This is a genomic window from Mycobacterium sp. IS-1496, assembly GCF_001499995.1.
Classification (GTDB): Bacteria; Actinomycetota; Actinomycetes; order Mycobacteriales; family Mycobacteriaceae; genus Mycobacterium.
The window spans coordinates 45,351-61,116 of record NZ_LQIU01000017.1 but is presented as its reverse complement, the minus strand read 5'-3'; the positions used below and the strand labels follow the sequence as shown (position 1 = coordinate 61,116).

General features: G+C 69.9%; 17 protein-coding genes. 6 read left to right on the top strand and 11 right to left on the bottom strand.

Translation table 11 applies throughout. The features are described from left to right. The first annotated feature begins 72 nt into the window (after positions 1-72). Positions 73-756 carry a sensor domain-containing protein gene (locus AU195_RS11280; RefSeq protein ID WP_059159153.1) on the top strand — a complete coding sequence of 228 codons (684 nt, stop codon included), beginning with the start codon at positions 73-75 and terminating at the stop codon, positions 754-756. Between the two features lie 15 nt (positions 757-771). On the opposite strand, the gene AU195_RS11275 is transcribed toward AU195_RS11280, so the two are convergent. Genes AU195_RS11275 through AU195_RS11260 form a run of 4 tightly spaced genes read right to left on the bottom strand, consistent with a single transcriptional unit; the run spans position 772 to position 4,233 of the window. Then, positions 772-1,164, bottom strand: coding sequence for a universal stress protein (locus AU195_RS11275; protein ID WP_059094889.1), 393 nt, complete (start codon positions 1,162-1,164; stop codon positions 772-774). Positions 1,165-1,192: 28 nt separating this feature from the next. Next, the gene (locus tag AU195_RS11270; RefSeq protein ID WP_059159152.1) at positions 1,193-2,734 is read right to left on the bottom strand and encodes a tripartite tricarboxylate transporter permease; all 1,542 of its coding nucleotides are present in this window, start codon (positions 2,732-2,734) and stop codon (positions 1,193-1,195) included. Continuing rightward, a complete protein-coding gene (locus AU195_RS11265) occupies positions 2,735-3,241 on the bottom strand; it encodes a tripartite tricarboxylate transporter TctB family protein (protein WP_059159151.1) in 507 nt (168 codons plus the stop codon). Then, complete coding sequence (locus tag AU195_RS11260) at positions 3,238-4,233, bottom strand: Bug family tripartite tricarboxylate transporter substrate binding protein (protein WP_059159150.1); 996 nt, start codon at positions 4,231-4,233, stop codon at positions 3,238-3,240. The genes AU195_RS11265 and AU195_RS11260 overlap by 4 nt, the downstream gene beginning before the upstream one ends. Before the next feature lie 57 nt (positions 4,234-4,290). Between AU195_RS11260 and AU195_RS11255 the strand changes: the two genes are divergently transcribed. Together AU195_RS11255 and AU195_RS11250 are read left to right on the top strand one after the other, a co-directional pair. Further along, positions 4,291-5,910: a sensor histidine kinase gene (locus AU195_RS11255; protein WP_059159149.1), complete on the top strand. Its 1,620-nt coding sequence runs from the start codon at positions 4,291-4,293 to the stop codon at positions 5,908-5,910. Further along, positions 5,903-6,568: a response regulator gene (locus AU195_RS11250; protein ID WP_059159148.1), complete on the top strand. Its 666-nt coding sequence runs from the start codon at positions 5,903-5,905 to the stop codon at positions 6,566-6,568. Before AU195_RS11255 ends, AU195_RS11250 begins: the two co-directional genes overlap by 8 nt. Here AU195_RS11250 and AU195_RS11245 read toward each other — a convergent pair. Next, positions 6,552-7,424, bottom strand: a complete 873-nt coding sequence (locus AU195_RS11245; protein WP_286149218.1) for a hypothetical protein — start codon at positions 7,422-7,424, stop codon at positions 6,552-6,554. The genes AU195_RS11250 and AU195_RS11245 overlap by 17 nt on opposite strands. 185 nt (positions 7,425-7,609) lie before the next feature. Beyond that, a complete protein-coding gene (locus tag AU195_RS11240; protein WP_059159146.1) occupies positions 7,610-9,190 on the bottom strand; it encodes a phospholipase D family protein in 1,581 nt (526 codons plus the stop codon). Between the two features lie 17 nt (positions 9,191-9,207). Here AU195_RS11240 and AU195_RS11235 point away from each other — a divergent pair, with 17 nt between their 5' ends. Continuing rightward, on the top strand, positions 9,208-10,422 hold the full coding sequence (locus tag AU195_RS11235) for a serine hydrolase domain-containing protein (RefSeq protein WP_059159145.1): 1,215 nt from the start codon (positions 9,208-9,210) through the stop codon (positions 10,420-10,422). Between the two features lie 7 nt (positions 10,423-10,429). Continuing rightward, positions 10,430-11,152 (top strand): type 1 glutamine amidotransferase, encoded by a 723-nt coding sequence (locus AU195_RS11230; RefSeq protein WP_059159144.1) that lies wholly within the window; start codon positions 10,430-10,432, stop codon positions 11,150-11,152. Here AU195_RS11230 and AU195_RS11225 read toward each other — a convergent pair. Beyond that, positions 11,122-12,480 (bottom strand): TIGR01777 family oxidoreductase, encoded by a 1,359-nt coding sequence (locus tag AU195_RS11225; RefSeq protein ID WP_059159143.1) that lies wholly within the window; start codon positions 12,478-12,480, stop codon positions 11,122-11,124. The genes AU195_RS11230 and AU195_RS11225 overlap by 31 nt on opposite strands. An 89-nt stretch (positions 12,481-12,569) precedes the next feature. Between AU195_RS11225 and AU195_RS11220 the strand changes: the two genes are divergently transcribed. Further along, positions 12,570-13,247, top strand: coding sequence for a phosphoribosyltransferase (locus AU195_RS11220; protein ID WP_172800546.1), 678 nt, complete (start codon positions 12,570-12,572; stop codon positions 13,245-13,247). Here the strand turns inward: AU195_RS11220 and AU195_RS11215 are convergent. The 4 genes from AU195_RS11215 to AU195_RS11200 form a co-directional block, all read right to left on the bottom strand. Further along, positions 13,244-13,642, bottom strand: a complete 399-nt coding sequence (locus AU195_RS11215; RefSeq protein WP_059159142.1) for a phage holin family protein — start codon at positions 13,640-13,642, stop codon at positions 13,244-13,246. The genes AU195_RS11220 and AU195_RS11215 overlap by 4 nt on opposite strands. 17 nt (positions 13,643-13,659) lie before the next feature. Further along, a complete protein-coding gene (wag31, locus tag AU195_RS11210) occupies positions 13,660-14,481 on the bottom strand; it encodes a DivIVA-like cell division protein Wag31 (RefSeq protein ID WP_059159141.1) in 822 nt (273 codons plus the stop codon). A gap of 204 nt (positions 14,482-14,685) precedes the next feature. Next, positions 14,686-14,976 carry a YggT family protein gene (locus AU195_RS11205; protein WP_011560632.1) on the bottom strand — a complete coding sequence of 97 codons (291 nt, stop codon included), beginning with the start codon at positions 14,974-14,976 and terminating at the stop codon, positions 14,686-14,688. A gap of 97 nt (positions 14,977-15,073) precedes the next feature. Then, positions 15,074-15,724, bottom strand: a complete 651-nt coding sequence (locus AU195_RS11200) for a cell division protein SepF (protein ID WP_059159140.1) — start codon at positions 15,722-15,724, stop codon at positions 15,074-15,076. Positions 15,725-15,766 lie beyond the last annotated feature (42 nt).

Genomic DNA, 15,766 nt, shown 5'->3' with positions numbered 1-15,766 from the left:
TGCGGTGCATCGTGATCAGGAATCGCCGCGAACCTCGCCCCATCAGGGCCGCACTTACCTCACCATTTACCTATGCGCCAATCGAGAGCCCTAGTTGTTGTCGCAGCCCTCAGCCTGGTCGTCACGGGCTGCACGCAGACGGTGAGCGCCGAGTCGGCCACCACGACCCGCTCGATGATCCCGCGTCCGCTCGTCGAGCGGGAGTTGCCCGGCCTGTTGCTCGCCCCCGAGGAGGTGTCCGCGCTCATGGGGACCACCGGAATGGCCGTCGTCGGTTCGGAGACCGCGATGGAGGACAACAGCGGGATCATGGAGCCGCGCGAGTGTCTGGCGGTCGACGCCGCCGCTGAGGCGAAGGTCTACGAGGGCAGCGACTACTGGGCCGAGCGGGGCTCGAGCCTCAACAACGGGGACGACTTCACCCACTTCCTCAAACAGACCGTGGTGCTGTTCCCGTACCGGGAGAAAGCTGCGGCGTTCTACGAGGCGTCGGCCCACCAGTGGCCGGCCTGCCGCCAGTACACCCACACGCAGAGCGGATACGTGTATGACGTCGGGCAGATCGTCAACGAGGACAACATCCTCAGCACCACCGCGATGATGCAGGAGGCCAAGGCACCGGGCTGGGGCTGCGGGCGGGCCTTGGCGCTGCGCAACAACATCATCGTCGACGTCAACACCTGCAGCGCCAACCCGGCCGACTCGGCGGTGCGGGTCGCCGCCACGATCGGCGAGAAAGTACTGGCCCAGTGGTAGCAGCCGGGAGCCGGATCAGCCCTCGTCCGGTTTGACGGCCAGCACCGGCTTCGGGCATTCCAGCAGGACCTGCTGAGATACGCTGCCCAGCAACAGCTTTCCCACCGGGCTTCGGTGACGCAGCCCGATCACCAGCAGTTCGGCGTCGTCGCGATCCATCGCGGTGAGCAGCGCGTCCGCGGCGTAGACGCCGACGGGTTGCTGCACCTCGAACGGCACGCCGCAGTCGGCGAGCTGCGCCTCGAGCCCGCTGACGTCCTTGGACTGGGCGAACGCGGCGTCGACGTAGGAGTCACCCGCGGTCGAGTTGACGACCAGCAGGCCGGTGCCGCGTCGGGCGGCTTCGGCGATCCCGTGTTCGACCGCCACCTCGCCGTACCGGTCTGCGGTGTATCCCACGACGATCACGTCGTCTCCTCACGCAAGCGCTCGTCGATCATGTCCGGGCCGCCTTCTCCTGCTGGTCCACATCGTCCTCCACGATGAGCAACGTGTCTTCACTACGGTGAAGGAGCTTGAGCACCAACGGCGCCATCAGCAGCAGCGCCATCAGCACGTAGACGACGATCGCGACCGGCTCGGTGAACAGGCTCGTCCAGTCGCCGCCACCGAGCTGAAGGCTCTGCCGCAGTTGGCGTTCGATCCGCGGTCCGAGGATGACCCCGATGATCAGCGGCAGCACCGGCAGCCCGAACCGGCGCATCATCAGCCCGAGCAGCCCGAACACCAGCAGCAGCGCCAGGTCGAGCGGCTGGATGTTGACGGCCAGCGCGCCGAGCGTCGCGAAGAACAGAATGCCGGCGTACAGGTACGGCCGCGGTGTGCGCAGCAGCTTGGCCCACAGCGGGGCCAGCGGCAGGTTGAGCAGCAACAGCAGCAGGTTGCCGATGAACAGGCTGGCGATCAGCGTCCAGATCAGCAACGGCTCTTTTTCGAACAGCGTTGGGCCGGGCTGGATTCCGTACGACACGAACGCGGTCAGGATCACCGCCGCGGTGGCGTTCGTGGGCAGGCCGAGCGACAGCATCGGCACCAGCGTGCCGGCCGCTGAGGCGTTGTTGGCGGCCTCGGGTCCGGCCACACCCTCGATCGCCCCCTTGCCGAACTCCTCGCGGTGCTTCGAGAGCCGCTTCTCGGTGATGTAGGACAGGAACGTCGGGAGTTCGGCGCCGCCCGCGGGCAGCGCGCCGAACGGGAAGCCGTAGGCGGTGCCGCGCAGCCAGGGCTTCCACGACCGGCGGAAGTCGTCGCGGCCCATCCACGGCCGGCCCACCGGGATCACCTCCGCGGGACGGCGCCGCAGGTGGGCCGCCACCCACAGCGCCTCGCCGACCGCGAAGACGGCGACGGCGATCACCACGATGTCGATGCCGTCGGACAACTGCGGCAGGCCGAAGGTGGCCCGCGGTTGTCCGGTGAGGAAGTCGATGCCGACCACCCCGATGGCCAGGCCCAGGAACAGCGAGATCGCGCCACGCAGCTTCGACGCGCCGAGGACCGCCGTCACCGCGACCAGCGCGAACACCATGATCGCCAGGTACGACGGCGCACCGAGGGTGACGGCGAAGCGCGAGATCGGCGGGGCGAACGCGGCGAGCAGAGCGGTGCCGATCGCGCCCGCGACGAACGATCCGATCGCGGCGGTGGCCAGCGCCTGCGCCGCCCGTCCGGCCTTGGCCATCCTGTTGCCCTCGATCGCGGTGATCACCGAGGACGATTCACCGGGGGTGTTCAGCAGGATCGAGGTGGTCGACCCGCCGTACATGCCGCCGTAGAAGATGCCCGCGAACATGATGAACGCCGCACTCGGGCTGACGTTGTAGGTGACCGGCAGCAGCAACGCGACCGTCATCGCGGGCCCGATGCCCGGCAGCACGCCGACCGCGGTGCCGAGCAGCACACCGATCACCGCGTAGAGCAGGTTCATGGGTGTCGCGGCCTCCGCGAAACCCTGCATCAGCCAATCCAGGTTGTTCATCTACAGGATCCCGTCCAAAATGCCTGCGGGCAGCGGAATTCCGAGCCCTGAGTAGAACGCGTAGAAACTCGCCAGGGACAGCGCCAGCCCGATCGCGATGTTGCGCACCCAGTGGCGGTTGCCCAGGACGGCGACCGCCCCGGCGAACAGCAGGGTGCCGGTGATGACCCAGCCGAGCGGTTGTACGAGCACGATGACGGCGACGAACAGCCCGACGAGCAGGCCGACGGTGCGCCAGTCGCTCGGCGCGTCCGGGTCGACGTCCTCACCGGCGTCGGCCTCACCCACCGAACCGCGCGGGATCGCGATCGCGAGGATCACCGCCAGCACGATGAGCACGACCCCGATGACGATCGGGAAGGCCTTGGGCCCCACCGGATCCACCTTGGCGAATCCGGCGGTCAGGCGCAGCGCGTCGACGATGAGGAAAGCGCCGACGGCGACCAGGACGACGCAGATCAGGTACTGCGCCCGGTCGACGCGCGCAGGCTTGTCGGTGGTGGTCATACCAGCCCCAGTTCGGTCAGGGTCGACGAGACCCGGTTGTCCTGTTCGACGAGAAACTGCTCGAACGCCGGTCCGGTGACGAAGGCGTCGGTCCACCCGTTCTTGGTCAGCGCCTCCTTCCACTGCTCGGTGCCGTGCAGTTCCTCGAGGGCGCGGATCATCGCCTGCTTCGCATCGTCGGAGATGCCGGGCGGGGCGAGCACTCCCCGCCAGTTCGCGAACGTGAGGTCGATGCCCGACTCGGTGAGCGTGGGCGCGTCGACACCTTCGACCCGGTCGTCGCTGGACACGGCGAGCACACGCAGCTGGCCGGCCTCGATCTGGTCGATCAGCTCGCCCGGACTCGACGTCCCCGCGGTGATCTTCTTGCCGAGCAGCGCGGTCAGCAGGTCGCCACCGCCGTCGTAGGTGACGAAGTTGACGGCCTTGGGGTCCACGCCGACCGTTTCGGCGAGCTCCATCGGGAACAGGTGGTCGGGGCCGCCCGGTGAGGATCCGCCGCCGATCGTCACGGCGGCCGGATCGGCCTTCCACGCCTCGACGAAGTCGCCGACAGTCTGGAACGGCGAGTCGGCGGGGACGAAGATCGCGCCCGGGTCCTCGATGAGCTTGGCCACCGCGGTGGCGTCCGAGGCCTTGATGTTGGACCCGTTGGTGTAGGTGGCGCCGACCACCCCGAGGCCCATCGTCATCATGAGGTCGTCGTTGCCGCGCTCGTTCATCAGCCGGGCCATCGCGACGGTGCCGCCTGCGCCGATCACGTTGAACACCTCGACACGACCGGTGATGTCGTTGTCCTCCATGATCTTCACCGCGGTGCGCGCGGTCAGGTCGTAGCCGCCGCCCGGGCTGTTGGGCACCATCATCCGCAGCCGGTGCAGGCCCCCGGATTCGCCGCCGCGGGTCACCCCGCACGACGTCAGCGCCATGGCGATCACCACAGCCAGCACGATGGCGGCCAGCGCACGCAGGTTTCGTCTCACGAAGGTCATACTGGACCCGGAAAGTGACGTGAGTCACTGATTCGAAAGCAAAGGACGTTTTGGTCGTTGAGTTCACGATGGTCCGGAACGGTGCGGGGGTTCGGCGGCCGCAGCCTGGCCGGACGGTTCCTGGTGTTCCAGCTGCTGGTGGTGGCGGTGGTGCTGCTGGCCGTCGCGGCCGTGTCGGTCGCGCAGTCCACCAAGGAGTTCCGCGAGGCGCGCAGCCAGCGAATGATCGCGGTCGCCGAGAACGTCGCCTCCACCCCGATCGTGCGGGACCGCCTGGCCGACCCGTTCGCCGCGCGGGTGCTGGCGCCCGAAGTGGATCAGGCGGTCGCCCTCTCGGGTGCCGGGCTGGCGGAGATCCTGCGTCCGGACGGCCGGGTGCTGGCGTCATCGGACCCGTCGCGGGTCGGCAACCGGGTGGATCTGAGCGTCACCCGCGCCGACGAGGGCCGGGCCTGGTACGGCGACGACGACGTCGACGGTGTGCACAGCCTGATAGGGCAGGTTCCGGTGCTGACCAACCGGGGCGAGGTGCTGGCGATCGCGTCGGTCAGCGAACCGTATCCGTCGGTGTGGCAACTGCTCAACGGCGCGGGCGAACGGCTCCTGCTCTACCTCGGACTGGCCGCCGCACTGGGCCTGGTGGCGTCGTGGCTGCTGTCGCGGCGGATCAAACGCCACACCCGCGGCCTGGAGGTGGCGGAGATCGCCGGCCTGGCGGATCACCGGGAAGCGTTGCTGCACAGCATCCGTGAGGGCGTGGTGGCCGTGAACACCGACGGCGTCATCACCCTGCTCAACGACAGCGCCCAGGAACTGCTCGGCCTGTCCGGGTCGGCGGTGGGCCGGCGCGCCGATGCGGTGGGGCTCGATCCGGCGGTCGTGGAATTCCTGCTCTCCGGCGAGGACGGTCGCGACGTGGTGATCGCCACCCGCACCCGCGTGCTCGCGCTCAACCGGCGCACGGCGTCCAGCGGCGGCGAGTGGATCGGTACGGTGACCACGATGCGGGACAGCACCGAACTGGCGGCCCTGCAGGCGCAGTTGTCGTCGCACAAGAGCGTCACCGACACCCTGCGCGCGCAGACACACGAGTTCGCCAACCAGTTGCACACCATCTCCGGGCTGGTGCAGCTCGGTGAGTACGACGCGGTGCGGGACCTGATCGGCGAGCTGACGCGGCGGCGCGCGGAGATCAGCGACGCGGTGACCCGTCGGATCGCCGATCCGGCGGTCGCTGCGCTGCTGATCGCAAAGACCACCCTGGCCGCCGAGAGCGGGGTGACGTTGTGGCTCGACCCGGATTCCCATCTGGGAGCGCTGGACCCGGCGCTGGCGACCGACGTGATCACGGTGCTGGGCAACCTGATCGACAACGCGGTCGACGTGTCGGTGGGGTCGGGGGCCGCGCGGGTCAGCGTGCTCATCGGCGACGCCGACGGGTTGTCGATCGCCGTCACCGACACCGGGCCCGGTGTGCCCGAACATCTCCGGGAGGAGATCTTCGCCCGCGGGGTGACGTCGAAGCCCGAGGCGCCTGGCGGCCGCGGGATCGGGCTGGCGCTGGTCCGGTTGGTCACCGCACAGCACGGCGGCGTCGTGACGGTCTCCGACCGCGACGACGGCGGCGCCGTGTTCACGGTGCGGTTGCCGCTGAGCCGGGTGGCCGCGCATGCGTGACGTGCTGGTGGTCGACGACGATTTCATGGTCGCCGACATCCACCGCCGGTTCGTCGAGCGGGTGGAGGGGTTCCGGGCGGTCGGGGTGGCGCGCACAGGTGGCGAAGCTCTCTCGGCGGCAAGGGAACTCGCGCCACACCTGATCCTGCTGGACGTCTATCTGCCGGATATGACGGGCCTCGAGGTGCTGCAGCGTCTGCGGTCGCACGGCGATGGCGTCGGAGTCATCATGATCACCGCCGCGCGGGAGCTCGACACCGTCCGCGCGGCACTCGACGGCGGCGCGGCGGACTACCTGATCAAACCGTTCGAGTTCACCCAGTTGCGCGCGAAGTTGGAGGCGTTCGCGGCCCGGGCCGACGCACTGGAATCCGCGCGCGGCGCCGACCAGTCGTTGATCGACTCCCTGTTCGGCCGGCACAGCAGCGGCGAGGTGCTGCCGAAGGGTCTCGGTATCGAGACCGGGCGACTCGTCCTCGACGCCGTGCAGCGGGCGGGTGAGGTCTCCGCGACGGAATGCGCTGAGCTGGTGGGAATCTCGCGGGTCAGCGCGCGCCGCTACCTCGAGCACTACCTGAGTACGGGTGCGCTGGAGCTGCGGTTGCAGTACGGGGCGGGCAGGCCCGAACGACGCTACCGGGTCAGCGGGGCGGTATGACGCCCGGCACTCCGAACGGACTGATGGACACCGCACACGGCCCCAGCAGATCGGGGCGGAAGAACTTGTTCGCGATGCACTGGCCGTCGACCCCGGGGTTCTGCGCCGACACGGTGCTGGCGATCAGGCCACGCACATACCGGTAGAAATCCGTGGTGGTCACGGCCGACAGCCGCGCCGCGAGGTCGTACATGTTCATCGAGGTACCGGGAACCGGTTGGCCGCCGCGTGCGGTGTTGGGTCCGTCCTTGTTCAACGCGGCGTGGCACTCGCCGAACCCCGGCGGCGGGCCTGCCGGCGGGCAGCCGTCGAGCGGAAACTGTGCCGAGTACAGAGCGTTGAAGTACCCGGTGTGCAGGTCGGCCGGGAATGCGCTCGGGTTACAGGTCGGGAACAGTGCGGGTGCCGGCCGTTCCGGTTGTCCCGCAGCGATGTTGGACTCCACCCAGTTGGAGTGGGCGTAGAAGTCCTGCTGCGCGTGTGCCAGACCGCCGAAGGCCGCGCGGGCGGCCGGTCCGTCGCGGAGCGCCGTGGCGCCCGGGCCGATCGGCTGCGACCCGCGCAGGATGACCGGGGAGAGGGTGTTCCACGCCTGCTGCGCGCGCGCACAGATGTCGGCCGGGTTCTTCGCGTTGTCGATGTGCCGCCACTCGTCGGTCGCGAACGCGTCGCTGCCCATCGCGCCGCCGCCGGGCGGCGGCCCGTTGAGGATCTGCAGCATGGCGATCTCGTTGACCTGATCGGGCGGCAGCGCGGTGCGGGTGACGCTGGCGTGGTTGTGGATGTAGAACGCCTGCGCGGTCGGCCCGGACCAGCACATCGCACCGATGAGGCCGGCCACCGCGATCACAGCCATGGGGACACGTCGCAGTTTCCGCGTGACGGTGAAGGAAACGGACATGAAGGGACTCCTCCCCTGGTGCCGATTTCGGCACAGCGATCTTACTCCGGTTCACGTCCCCGACAAGCGGCGTTGTACCCCACACGTAGCGGCAGCAAACCCCACTGGCGCAAAGTGTTTGCGCTTTCCACAAGCGCGGGTCACCACTCCCCACGCCAGCGGGCCCGGTATGACCGCCCGTCGGGGTCGTACATCATCCGGTACACCGGAACCGCCCACAGTTGGGTGACCCGGCCCAGCCGTTCGGTCCGGTGCGGCCGCAGCCGCCCCGGTGGCCGGGGCCCGACCCGGCCGCGCGCATACCACTCGTCGAGAGCCTCTGCCGCCTTGACGATCTCACCCACCGCATCAGCGGGGTCGATGAGCCCGTCGTCCTCGGCGCGGTCGAGGTGTTCGCGCATCAGCCGCAACCGCAGGTCGCGGGCGAAAAGCCGCGCCCCGTCCCCGGTGCCCGCCGGATCGCGCGGCGACCTCTCGTCACGCGTGTCGTCGAGCACCGCGCACGACAACTCGCTGTCGTGCGTCCACGACCGCCGGTTGAAGTTGTCGCTGCCCACGCAGGCCCACACGTCGTCGACCACGCAGACCTTGGCGTGCACGTAAACGGGTGTGCCCTCGTGGTTTTCGACGTCGAAGAGGTGCACCCGGTCCGGGCCGGCCGCCTGGCACGCCTCGATGGCCTGCCTGCGCCCCACCCGATTCGGTGGCAGCGCCAGCCTGCCGTCGACGTCCGGGTACCGCGGGATCACCGCGATCAGGTGGAGGTCCGGATTGTCCGCCAGCGCCTTGGCGAACAGATCCGCCACCTGCTTGGACCACAGGTACTGGTCCTCCAGGTAGATCAGCCGCCGCGCGCGCTGCACCGCCTTGGTGTATCCACGCGCCACACTGCGTTCCCCGTGCGGGGCGAAGTCGTAGGTGAAGTGCGCGTCCGGATACGTGCGCAGCACCTGCACGGCATGCGGGCCGCACGGCGCCGGATCCGGCGGCTGCTCGGGCAGCGGGTCGGCCCTCAGATCCGCACCCCGCAGGCGGTCCACCACCCAGGCGACCGGATTCAGTGTGTCCAGCGGCGCCGGATCGTTCCACCGCTCCCGGAACGTGGCGTCGAGCGCCCCGACCACCGGACCCTGCAACCGCAGCTGCGCGTCGTGCCACGGCGGACGGTCGCCGTACCGCTTCGACATCTGCACCGCCTGCGGATCGCCGCGGTGCGAGGCGTCGTCGCGGCGCGAATGGCACAGGTCGATGCCGCCGGCGAAGGCCACATCGCACTCGGGTGCCCCGGGATGACGGAGCACCACGAACTTCTGGTGGTGCGACCCGCCGATCCGGACCCGCTGATCCAGCAGCACCTCACCGCCGGCGCGCTCGATCGCCTCACCGAGGTGCTGGTTCTCCTGCTCGCTGTAGGCGAACTGATCCAGATGCGAGCGCCACACCAACCCCTTGACCACGACGCCGCGTTCGGCTGCGCGACAGAACAATTCGCGGATCGTCGGTCCGCCGTCGCGCATCTTCTCGTCGGGGTCCCCGCGCCAGTCGGTGAAGAAGAGGTGATCACCGGGCCCCAGCGCATCCACCGCGGTGGCCAGCGCGTCGAAGTACGTCGCGCCGTGGACCAGCGGTTCGACCCGGTTGCCTTCGCAGTACACCGGCAGGTCCGACGACGGATTGCCGCGTTCGTCAGCCGTCAGGAACCAGTCGGACAGGTCCGCCATACCCGCTAGTATCGGCCATGCCCGTCCCCCGCCGCATCGTCGGCGCGCTCGCAGTGCTGCTCGTGCTCGCGGCGTGCACGGGCACCGTCCCCACCCGCACCGCCCCGGACCCGCGCGCGGAGGCCGTCATGGACATCGTTCGCCAGACGATGGCCGACGCCCACCTGAGATCGGTCATCGTGAGGGTCACCGAGGACGGCGACGAGATCGTCACCCGGGCGGTCGGCGAATCGATGACCGGCGTGCCCGCCACCGCCGACATGCACTTCCGCAACGGCGCGGTGGCGATCTCCTACGTCGCCACGCTGCTGCTGCTGCTCGTCGAGGACGGCACCGTGAGCCTCGAGGACCGGCTCTCGCGCTGGCTGCCCGACGTGCCGCACTCCGACCGTGTGACGCTGGGGCAGCTGGCGCAGATGACGTCGGGCTATCACGACTACGTGCTGGGCAACGACGCGTTCGCCGACGCGGCGTACGCCGACCCGTTCCGGGCCTACACGACCGACGACCTGCTCGACTTCGCGGTGCACAAGCCGCTGCAGTACGAACCGGGAACCAACTGGAGCTACGCCCACACCAACTACGTCCTGCTCGGGCTGGCGCTGGAGAGGGCGACCGGCCGCCCCATGGCCGACCTGCTCGATGAGCGGGTCCTGCGGCCGCTCGGGCTGACGGGCACCCGAGCCTCGTTGACTGCGCAGATCCCCGAACCGGCGCTGCACGCCTTCTCCTCCGAACGTCGGCAGGTGCTCGGAATCCCCGCCGGCACAGCGTTTTACGAGGAGTCGACGTACTGGAATCCGTCGTGGACCATCACGCACGGCGCCGTCCAGACCTCCACCGTCGCCGATCTGGAGGCCACCGCCGCCGGTGTGGGATCCGGCACGCTGCTGTCGCCGGAGTCCTACCGCCGCATGGTGTCGACCGACCTGCGGGGCCGCACCCGGGCCCAACCCGGCTGCCCCACCTGCGCGCCGATGACCGACCGCTACACCTACGGGATGGGCATCGTGATCTCCGGGAACTGGCTGCTGCAGAACCCGATGCTGTCCGGCTACGGGGGCGTCGCGGCGTACCTGCCCGCCCGCAGACTGGCGATCGCCGTCGCCGTCACGTTCACCCCTGCGGCGTTCGACGCCGGCGGCGACTACACCAATGGCGCGCAGACGTTGTTCTCGCGGATCGCCGCCGAACTCGCACCGGACGACGCGCCACCGGGGCCGCGGCCATAATGGCCGGGTGACACCCCGAGTCCTGTTCCTGTACAACGATCCCGTCGCCACCGAGGCGCTGCTCGGCGACGCGTTCACCGACGCCGGCTTCGACGTCGACACCTTCACGGTGGTCCCCCCGGAGCGGGCCGCGGACCCTGCCCTCGACGTGGTGTTCCCCGATCCCACCGGCTACGACGTCATCGTGCCCCTGGGTGCGCGGTGGCCGGTGTACGACGATGCGCTGCACCGGACGTGGGTCGGAGCCGAGATGGCGCTGCTCCGTGAGGCCGCCGCGGCCGGGGTCGCGCTGCTCGGCGTGTGCTTCGGCGGACAGATCATCGCCCAGGCGTTCGGCGGCAGCGTCGGGCGCGCACCGACGCCGGAGATCGGGTGGTACGACATCACGACCGACCGTCCGGACCTCGTCCCGCCCGGGCCGTGGTTCCAGTGGCACTTCGACCGGTGGACGGTGCCCCCGGGGGCGGTGGAGATCGCGCGGACCGCCGCCTCTTCGCAGGCGTTCCTGCTCGACCGCAGCCTCGCGCTGCAGTTCCACCCCGAACTCGACCACGCCCTGCTGATCGAGTGGCTGGCCGACGACCGCGACGGCGAGGCCCTGGGCTTCGGCCTTGACCACGGCGAATTACTCGCTCGCACAAGGCAGTTCGAAGACGGCGCCGCCATTCGTCTTCACGGGCTGGTGCGCGCCTTTCTGTCCTATGTCTCGGCGGCGCCCTGCCCGAGCTGATGTGCGAGCGCATCGCGGAGGCGTGGATGACGGAACCGGTGACCCAGCGACTGCAAGGCCGTCGGCACCACCCGCTGGTCGGCTTCGGCGAGTTCGCGGGCGCCCTGGGCGCCCAGGATCAGCCGCGGGCCGACTGACGGGACGGGCAGCACGGCCGGTCGGTGCAGCACCGCCGCCAGCGTCTTCGTGTAGTCGGCGTTGCGCACCGGTTCGGGGGCGACGGCGTTGACCGGCCCGCTCGCGCGGTCGTCCCACAGCGCCCGGTAGTACACGTCGAGCAGGTCGTCGAGGCCGATCCACGACAGCCACTGCCGTCCGGTGCCGAGCCGCCCACCCAGGCCGGCGCCGAAGAGCGGACGGAACAGCCGCAGTGTCCCACCCGCCGCAGCCTGCACGATGCCGGTGCGCACGGTGACCACCCGCACCCCCGCGTCGGCCGCCGGTGCGGTCGCGGCCTCCCAGTCGGCGACGACGTCGGCCAGGAAACCGGTCCCCCGGGCACTGTCCTCGCCGAGCACGGCGTCGCCGCGGTCATAGCCGTAGAACCCGATCGCCGAGGCACTGACGAAGGTGCGCACACCCCCGCCGGCCGCCGACCCGGCGAGCCGGCGGGTGGGTTCGATGCGGCTGTCGCGGATCGCGGCCTTGTGCGATGCGGTGAACCGGCCCGCGATGGACGCGCCCGCCAGGTGCACCACGGCGTCCACCCCGCGCAGCAGATCCGGCGCCGGCCACCGCGGATTCCACTGCCGTTCGTCGGCGCCGGTCGCGGGCCGCCGCACCAGCCGGATCACCCGGTGCCCGCCGCTGGTCAGCATCGCGGTCAGCGCCGAGCCGACCAGGCCCGACGACCCCGTGACGGCGACGACCAGCGGCCCGCACCCGGCCCCGGCGGCCTCCCGGTGGGCGGCCAGGTCGTCGGCCAGCTGGCGGTGCCGGTAGACGAACGTCGAACGCAGCAGCGCTCCCGGCACCGTCGTGTTGACGCGGTCGCGGACCAGGGCGCGGCCCTGACCGGCGTCGGCGAAGTCGTGGGTGTGCCGCCACCAACCGATCACCCGCGGTGGCAGCGACCTCACGCCGCGCGACGACAGGGCGTCGACGAAGCGGTGCGGCGGGTCGTAGGCGGACGGGTCGTGCTGGGCGATCCAGCGCAGACTGGCGGGCAGGCCGAGCACCGCCTGACCGTCCGCCAGCGACGGCGTCTCGGCGACCACCGTCATCGGCTGCCAGGGCGGCACCAGCCGCGGCATGGCCCCCGGCCGGGTGTGCCAGGCGAACACCTCGTCGAGCGGGTGGTCGACGATGCTCTCGAACTCGATGCCCATGGATCTCCCTGTCGCCGGCGTGCAGTCGGTATTCGGCGCCGCCCGGAGGGTGGATTGCCCCGGTGCACGGCGGGTACGCCCTCTTGGCGATGAGCGGATGGGACAGGTTCGCCGGCAGGTCCGGCGGGCGCACCTTCCGGGACCGCCGCGATGCCGGCCGGGTCCTGGCCGAGAAGTTGTCGGCCTATCGCGACCGTGACGACGTGGTGGTGCTCGGTCTGGCGCGCGGCGGTGTTCCGGTCGGCTGGGAGGTGGCCCACGGCCTCGGTGCACCGCTGGACGTGTTCCTCGTGCGCAAACTCGGTGTGCCGCAATGGGAAGAGCTCGCAATGGGCGCGATCGCGTCCGGTGGCGGGGTCGTGATCAACGAGCAGCTCGTCACCCGCCTGAACATCACCGAGGAGGCGCTGCGGCGCGCGATCGAGCGCGAGACGTTGGAACTGCGTCGCCGGGAGACCGCCTACCGGCAGGGTCGCCCGCCGCCGGAACTCGCCGGCGCGACGGTGGTGCTCACCGACGACGGCATCGCCACCGGCGCCAGCATGCTGGCCGCGGTGCGGGCGGTTCGCGCATCGCAGCCCGCCCGGGTGGTGGTTGCCGTTCCGGTGGGTCCGGCCTCGGCGTGCCGGGAGATCGGCGGCGAAGCGGATGCGGTGATCTGCGCGACGATGCCCGCGGGCTTCGACGCCGTCGGCCAGGTGTACGCCGATTTCCACCAGGTCACCGACGACGAGGTGCGGGACCTGCTGGCGACGCCGACCCGTTAGCGGGTGGTGGGTTCTTCGGGATGCTCGGCGCCCACTTCGTCCTCGTGGCGCTCGTCGTACGGGACCGCGCGGGTGTCGGCGTCGGCGTCGGGACCCGGTTCGGCGTCGGCGTGGGCGCCGTCGGCATGGGTGTCATCGGCCTCGTAGGCCTCGGCTTCGTCGGGATAGTCGGCGTCGAACTCGTCGGCCGTCCCGGTCTCAGCGGTGCCGGTTGCGCCGGTTCTCGCGGCGGCCGGCTTGCGGGACCGCTCGCGGACGGCGTCGACGATCAACAACACGACACCGACCACACTGGCCGCGATGCACACCCACGCGATCACGGCGTTGCCGGTGACCACGGCGGTCACCAGCGCGGCGAGCCCGATGACGGCCAGGACGAGCGCGATGATCAGCATCGATCAGCGCCGCCGTGTCAGTTGTTGCCGCGGTTGAATTGGTTGAAGCCGCCGCCGTCGTTGTTGGCGCTGGAATCCACCGGCGCGGCCGAACCACGCTGACCCAACTCCTCGAGCTGCGATTCCAGGTACGTCTTCAGGCGCGTGCGGTATTCACGTTCGAAGGTCCGCAGCTGCTCCAGCCGGCCTTCGAGCACGGTCCGCTGCTGGTTGATGGTCCCCATGATCTCGGAGTGCTTGCGCTCGGCGTCGGCCTGCAGCGCATCCGCCTTCTCCTGGGCCTGCCGCAGCTGGGCCTCGGACCGGGTCTGTGCGTCGGCGAGCATGGCGTCCGCGCGCTGGCGGGCCTCGGTGACCGTGGTCTCCGCGGTCTGCCGGGCATCGCTGACCATCGCATCGGCCTGGGCACGCGCGTCGGAGAGCAGTTTGTCCGACTCGGCCTTGGCGGTGCTGGTCAGGCGGTCGGCGGTCTCCTGGGCCAGGCTCAGCACCTTGGCCGCGCGCAGTGCCGAGTCCTCGCTCTGCTGCTGGGTCGGTGCCGGCGCCGCGGGGGGCGCCTCGTACACCGGCTGGGGCGGCGGAGTCGGTTCGGGCTCCGGCTCGTAGATCGGGGCGGCCTGCTGCTGCGGCGAGGCGCCGCCGCCGGACCGGGCCGAGGATAGCTCCTGGTCCAACTCGGCCACCCGCTGGCGCAGGTCGGTGTTCTCCTCGATCAGCCGGGTCAGCTCATTCTCGACCAGGTCGAGGAAGGCGTCGACTTCGTCCTCGTTGTAGCCCCGCTTGCCGATGGGCGGCTTGCTGAACGCGACGTTGTGAACGTCGGCGGGTGTGAGCGGCATCGTCTGCCCCCTTGAGTCTGGACCGTCAACCGATCTCAAAGTGTAAAGCCTGCATGGATCGCAACTGGCGTCCATCCTGTCACACCAGACCCGGCGGTTGCAGCGGAGGTCAAATTTTAAGAGCGAATTTCAAATTTTCCCGGCCCGCGCCGCACCTCGGCAAACCCCGTGGACCACGCCGCTGGAGCGGCTCGTCGGCCAGGGTCAGGCCGCTGCCCCGAACGCCAATTGCATACCGATGAAGGCGACGAGCAGCAGCACCATGATCGACAGGTCGAAACGCACGGCGCCGATGGTGAGCTGGGGAATCAGGCGCCGCAGCAACTTCACCGGCGGATCGGTCAGCGTCATGATCACCTCGAGCACCACGACCGTCAGCCCCCGTGGGCGCCAGTCCCGGCTGAATGAGCGGATGAACTCGACGACGACCCGCGCGATGAGCAGGAGCCAGAAGACGAACAGCGCAAAACCAAGGATTTCGAAGAACAGCGCCAACGGAAGCTCGACCTCACTACGGGCAGATATGTGACATTCGATACAGGTGGGAAAACAACCTCGTCAGCCTACCTGCCGGGCCGGGGCGCCGCCGAAGTCACTGATACGCGTAGAAGCCCGCCTCGGCGATGCGTCGGCGTTCGTCGGCGGTGACGTCCACATCGGCCGGCGACAGCAGGAACACCTTGGTGGCGACCTTGTCGAACGAGCCGCGCAGCGCGAAGGCGAGACCGGCGGCGAAGTCGACGAGGCGCTTGGCGTCGGCGTTGTCCATGGACACCAGGTCCATGATCACCGGGGTGCCGTCCCGGAACTTCTCACCGATGGTGCGGGCTTCGCTGTAGTCCTTGGGGCGAAGGGTCGTGATCTTGGCCAGTGGGCTGCCTTCCTCGAAGAGCATCGCCATCCGGCGCGGGTCCATCGCCAGGGCACCCCGAGTCGAGCCGCGCAGCGCGCCCAGTCGCGGTGCCGGGCGCTCGAACTCGCGGGGACCGCGAAGCCGGGGGTCGAACCGGGGCTCGTCGTACCCGCCGCGGTAGATCGGCGGTTCGTCGTATTCGCGTGGGGCCGGCCGGTCGTCGTACTCGCGGCCGTACCCGTCTTCCTCGAAGCGGTCTTCGCGGGGCCGACGGGCGTAACCACGGGCCGCGCCGCGCTCGGCGCGCTCGTCGTCCTCGTAGTACTCGTCGTCGTAGTCATCCATGGGCGCCATACCGAAGTAGGCCTTGACCTTGTGCAGTGTGCTCATCGCGCGACCCTTCTGAAGACCGTCAAGCTGTGGTGTCTGTGA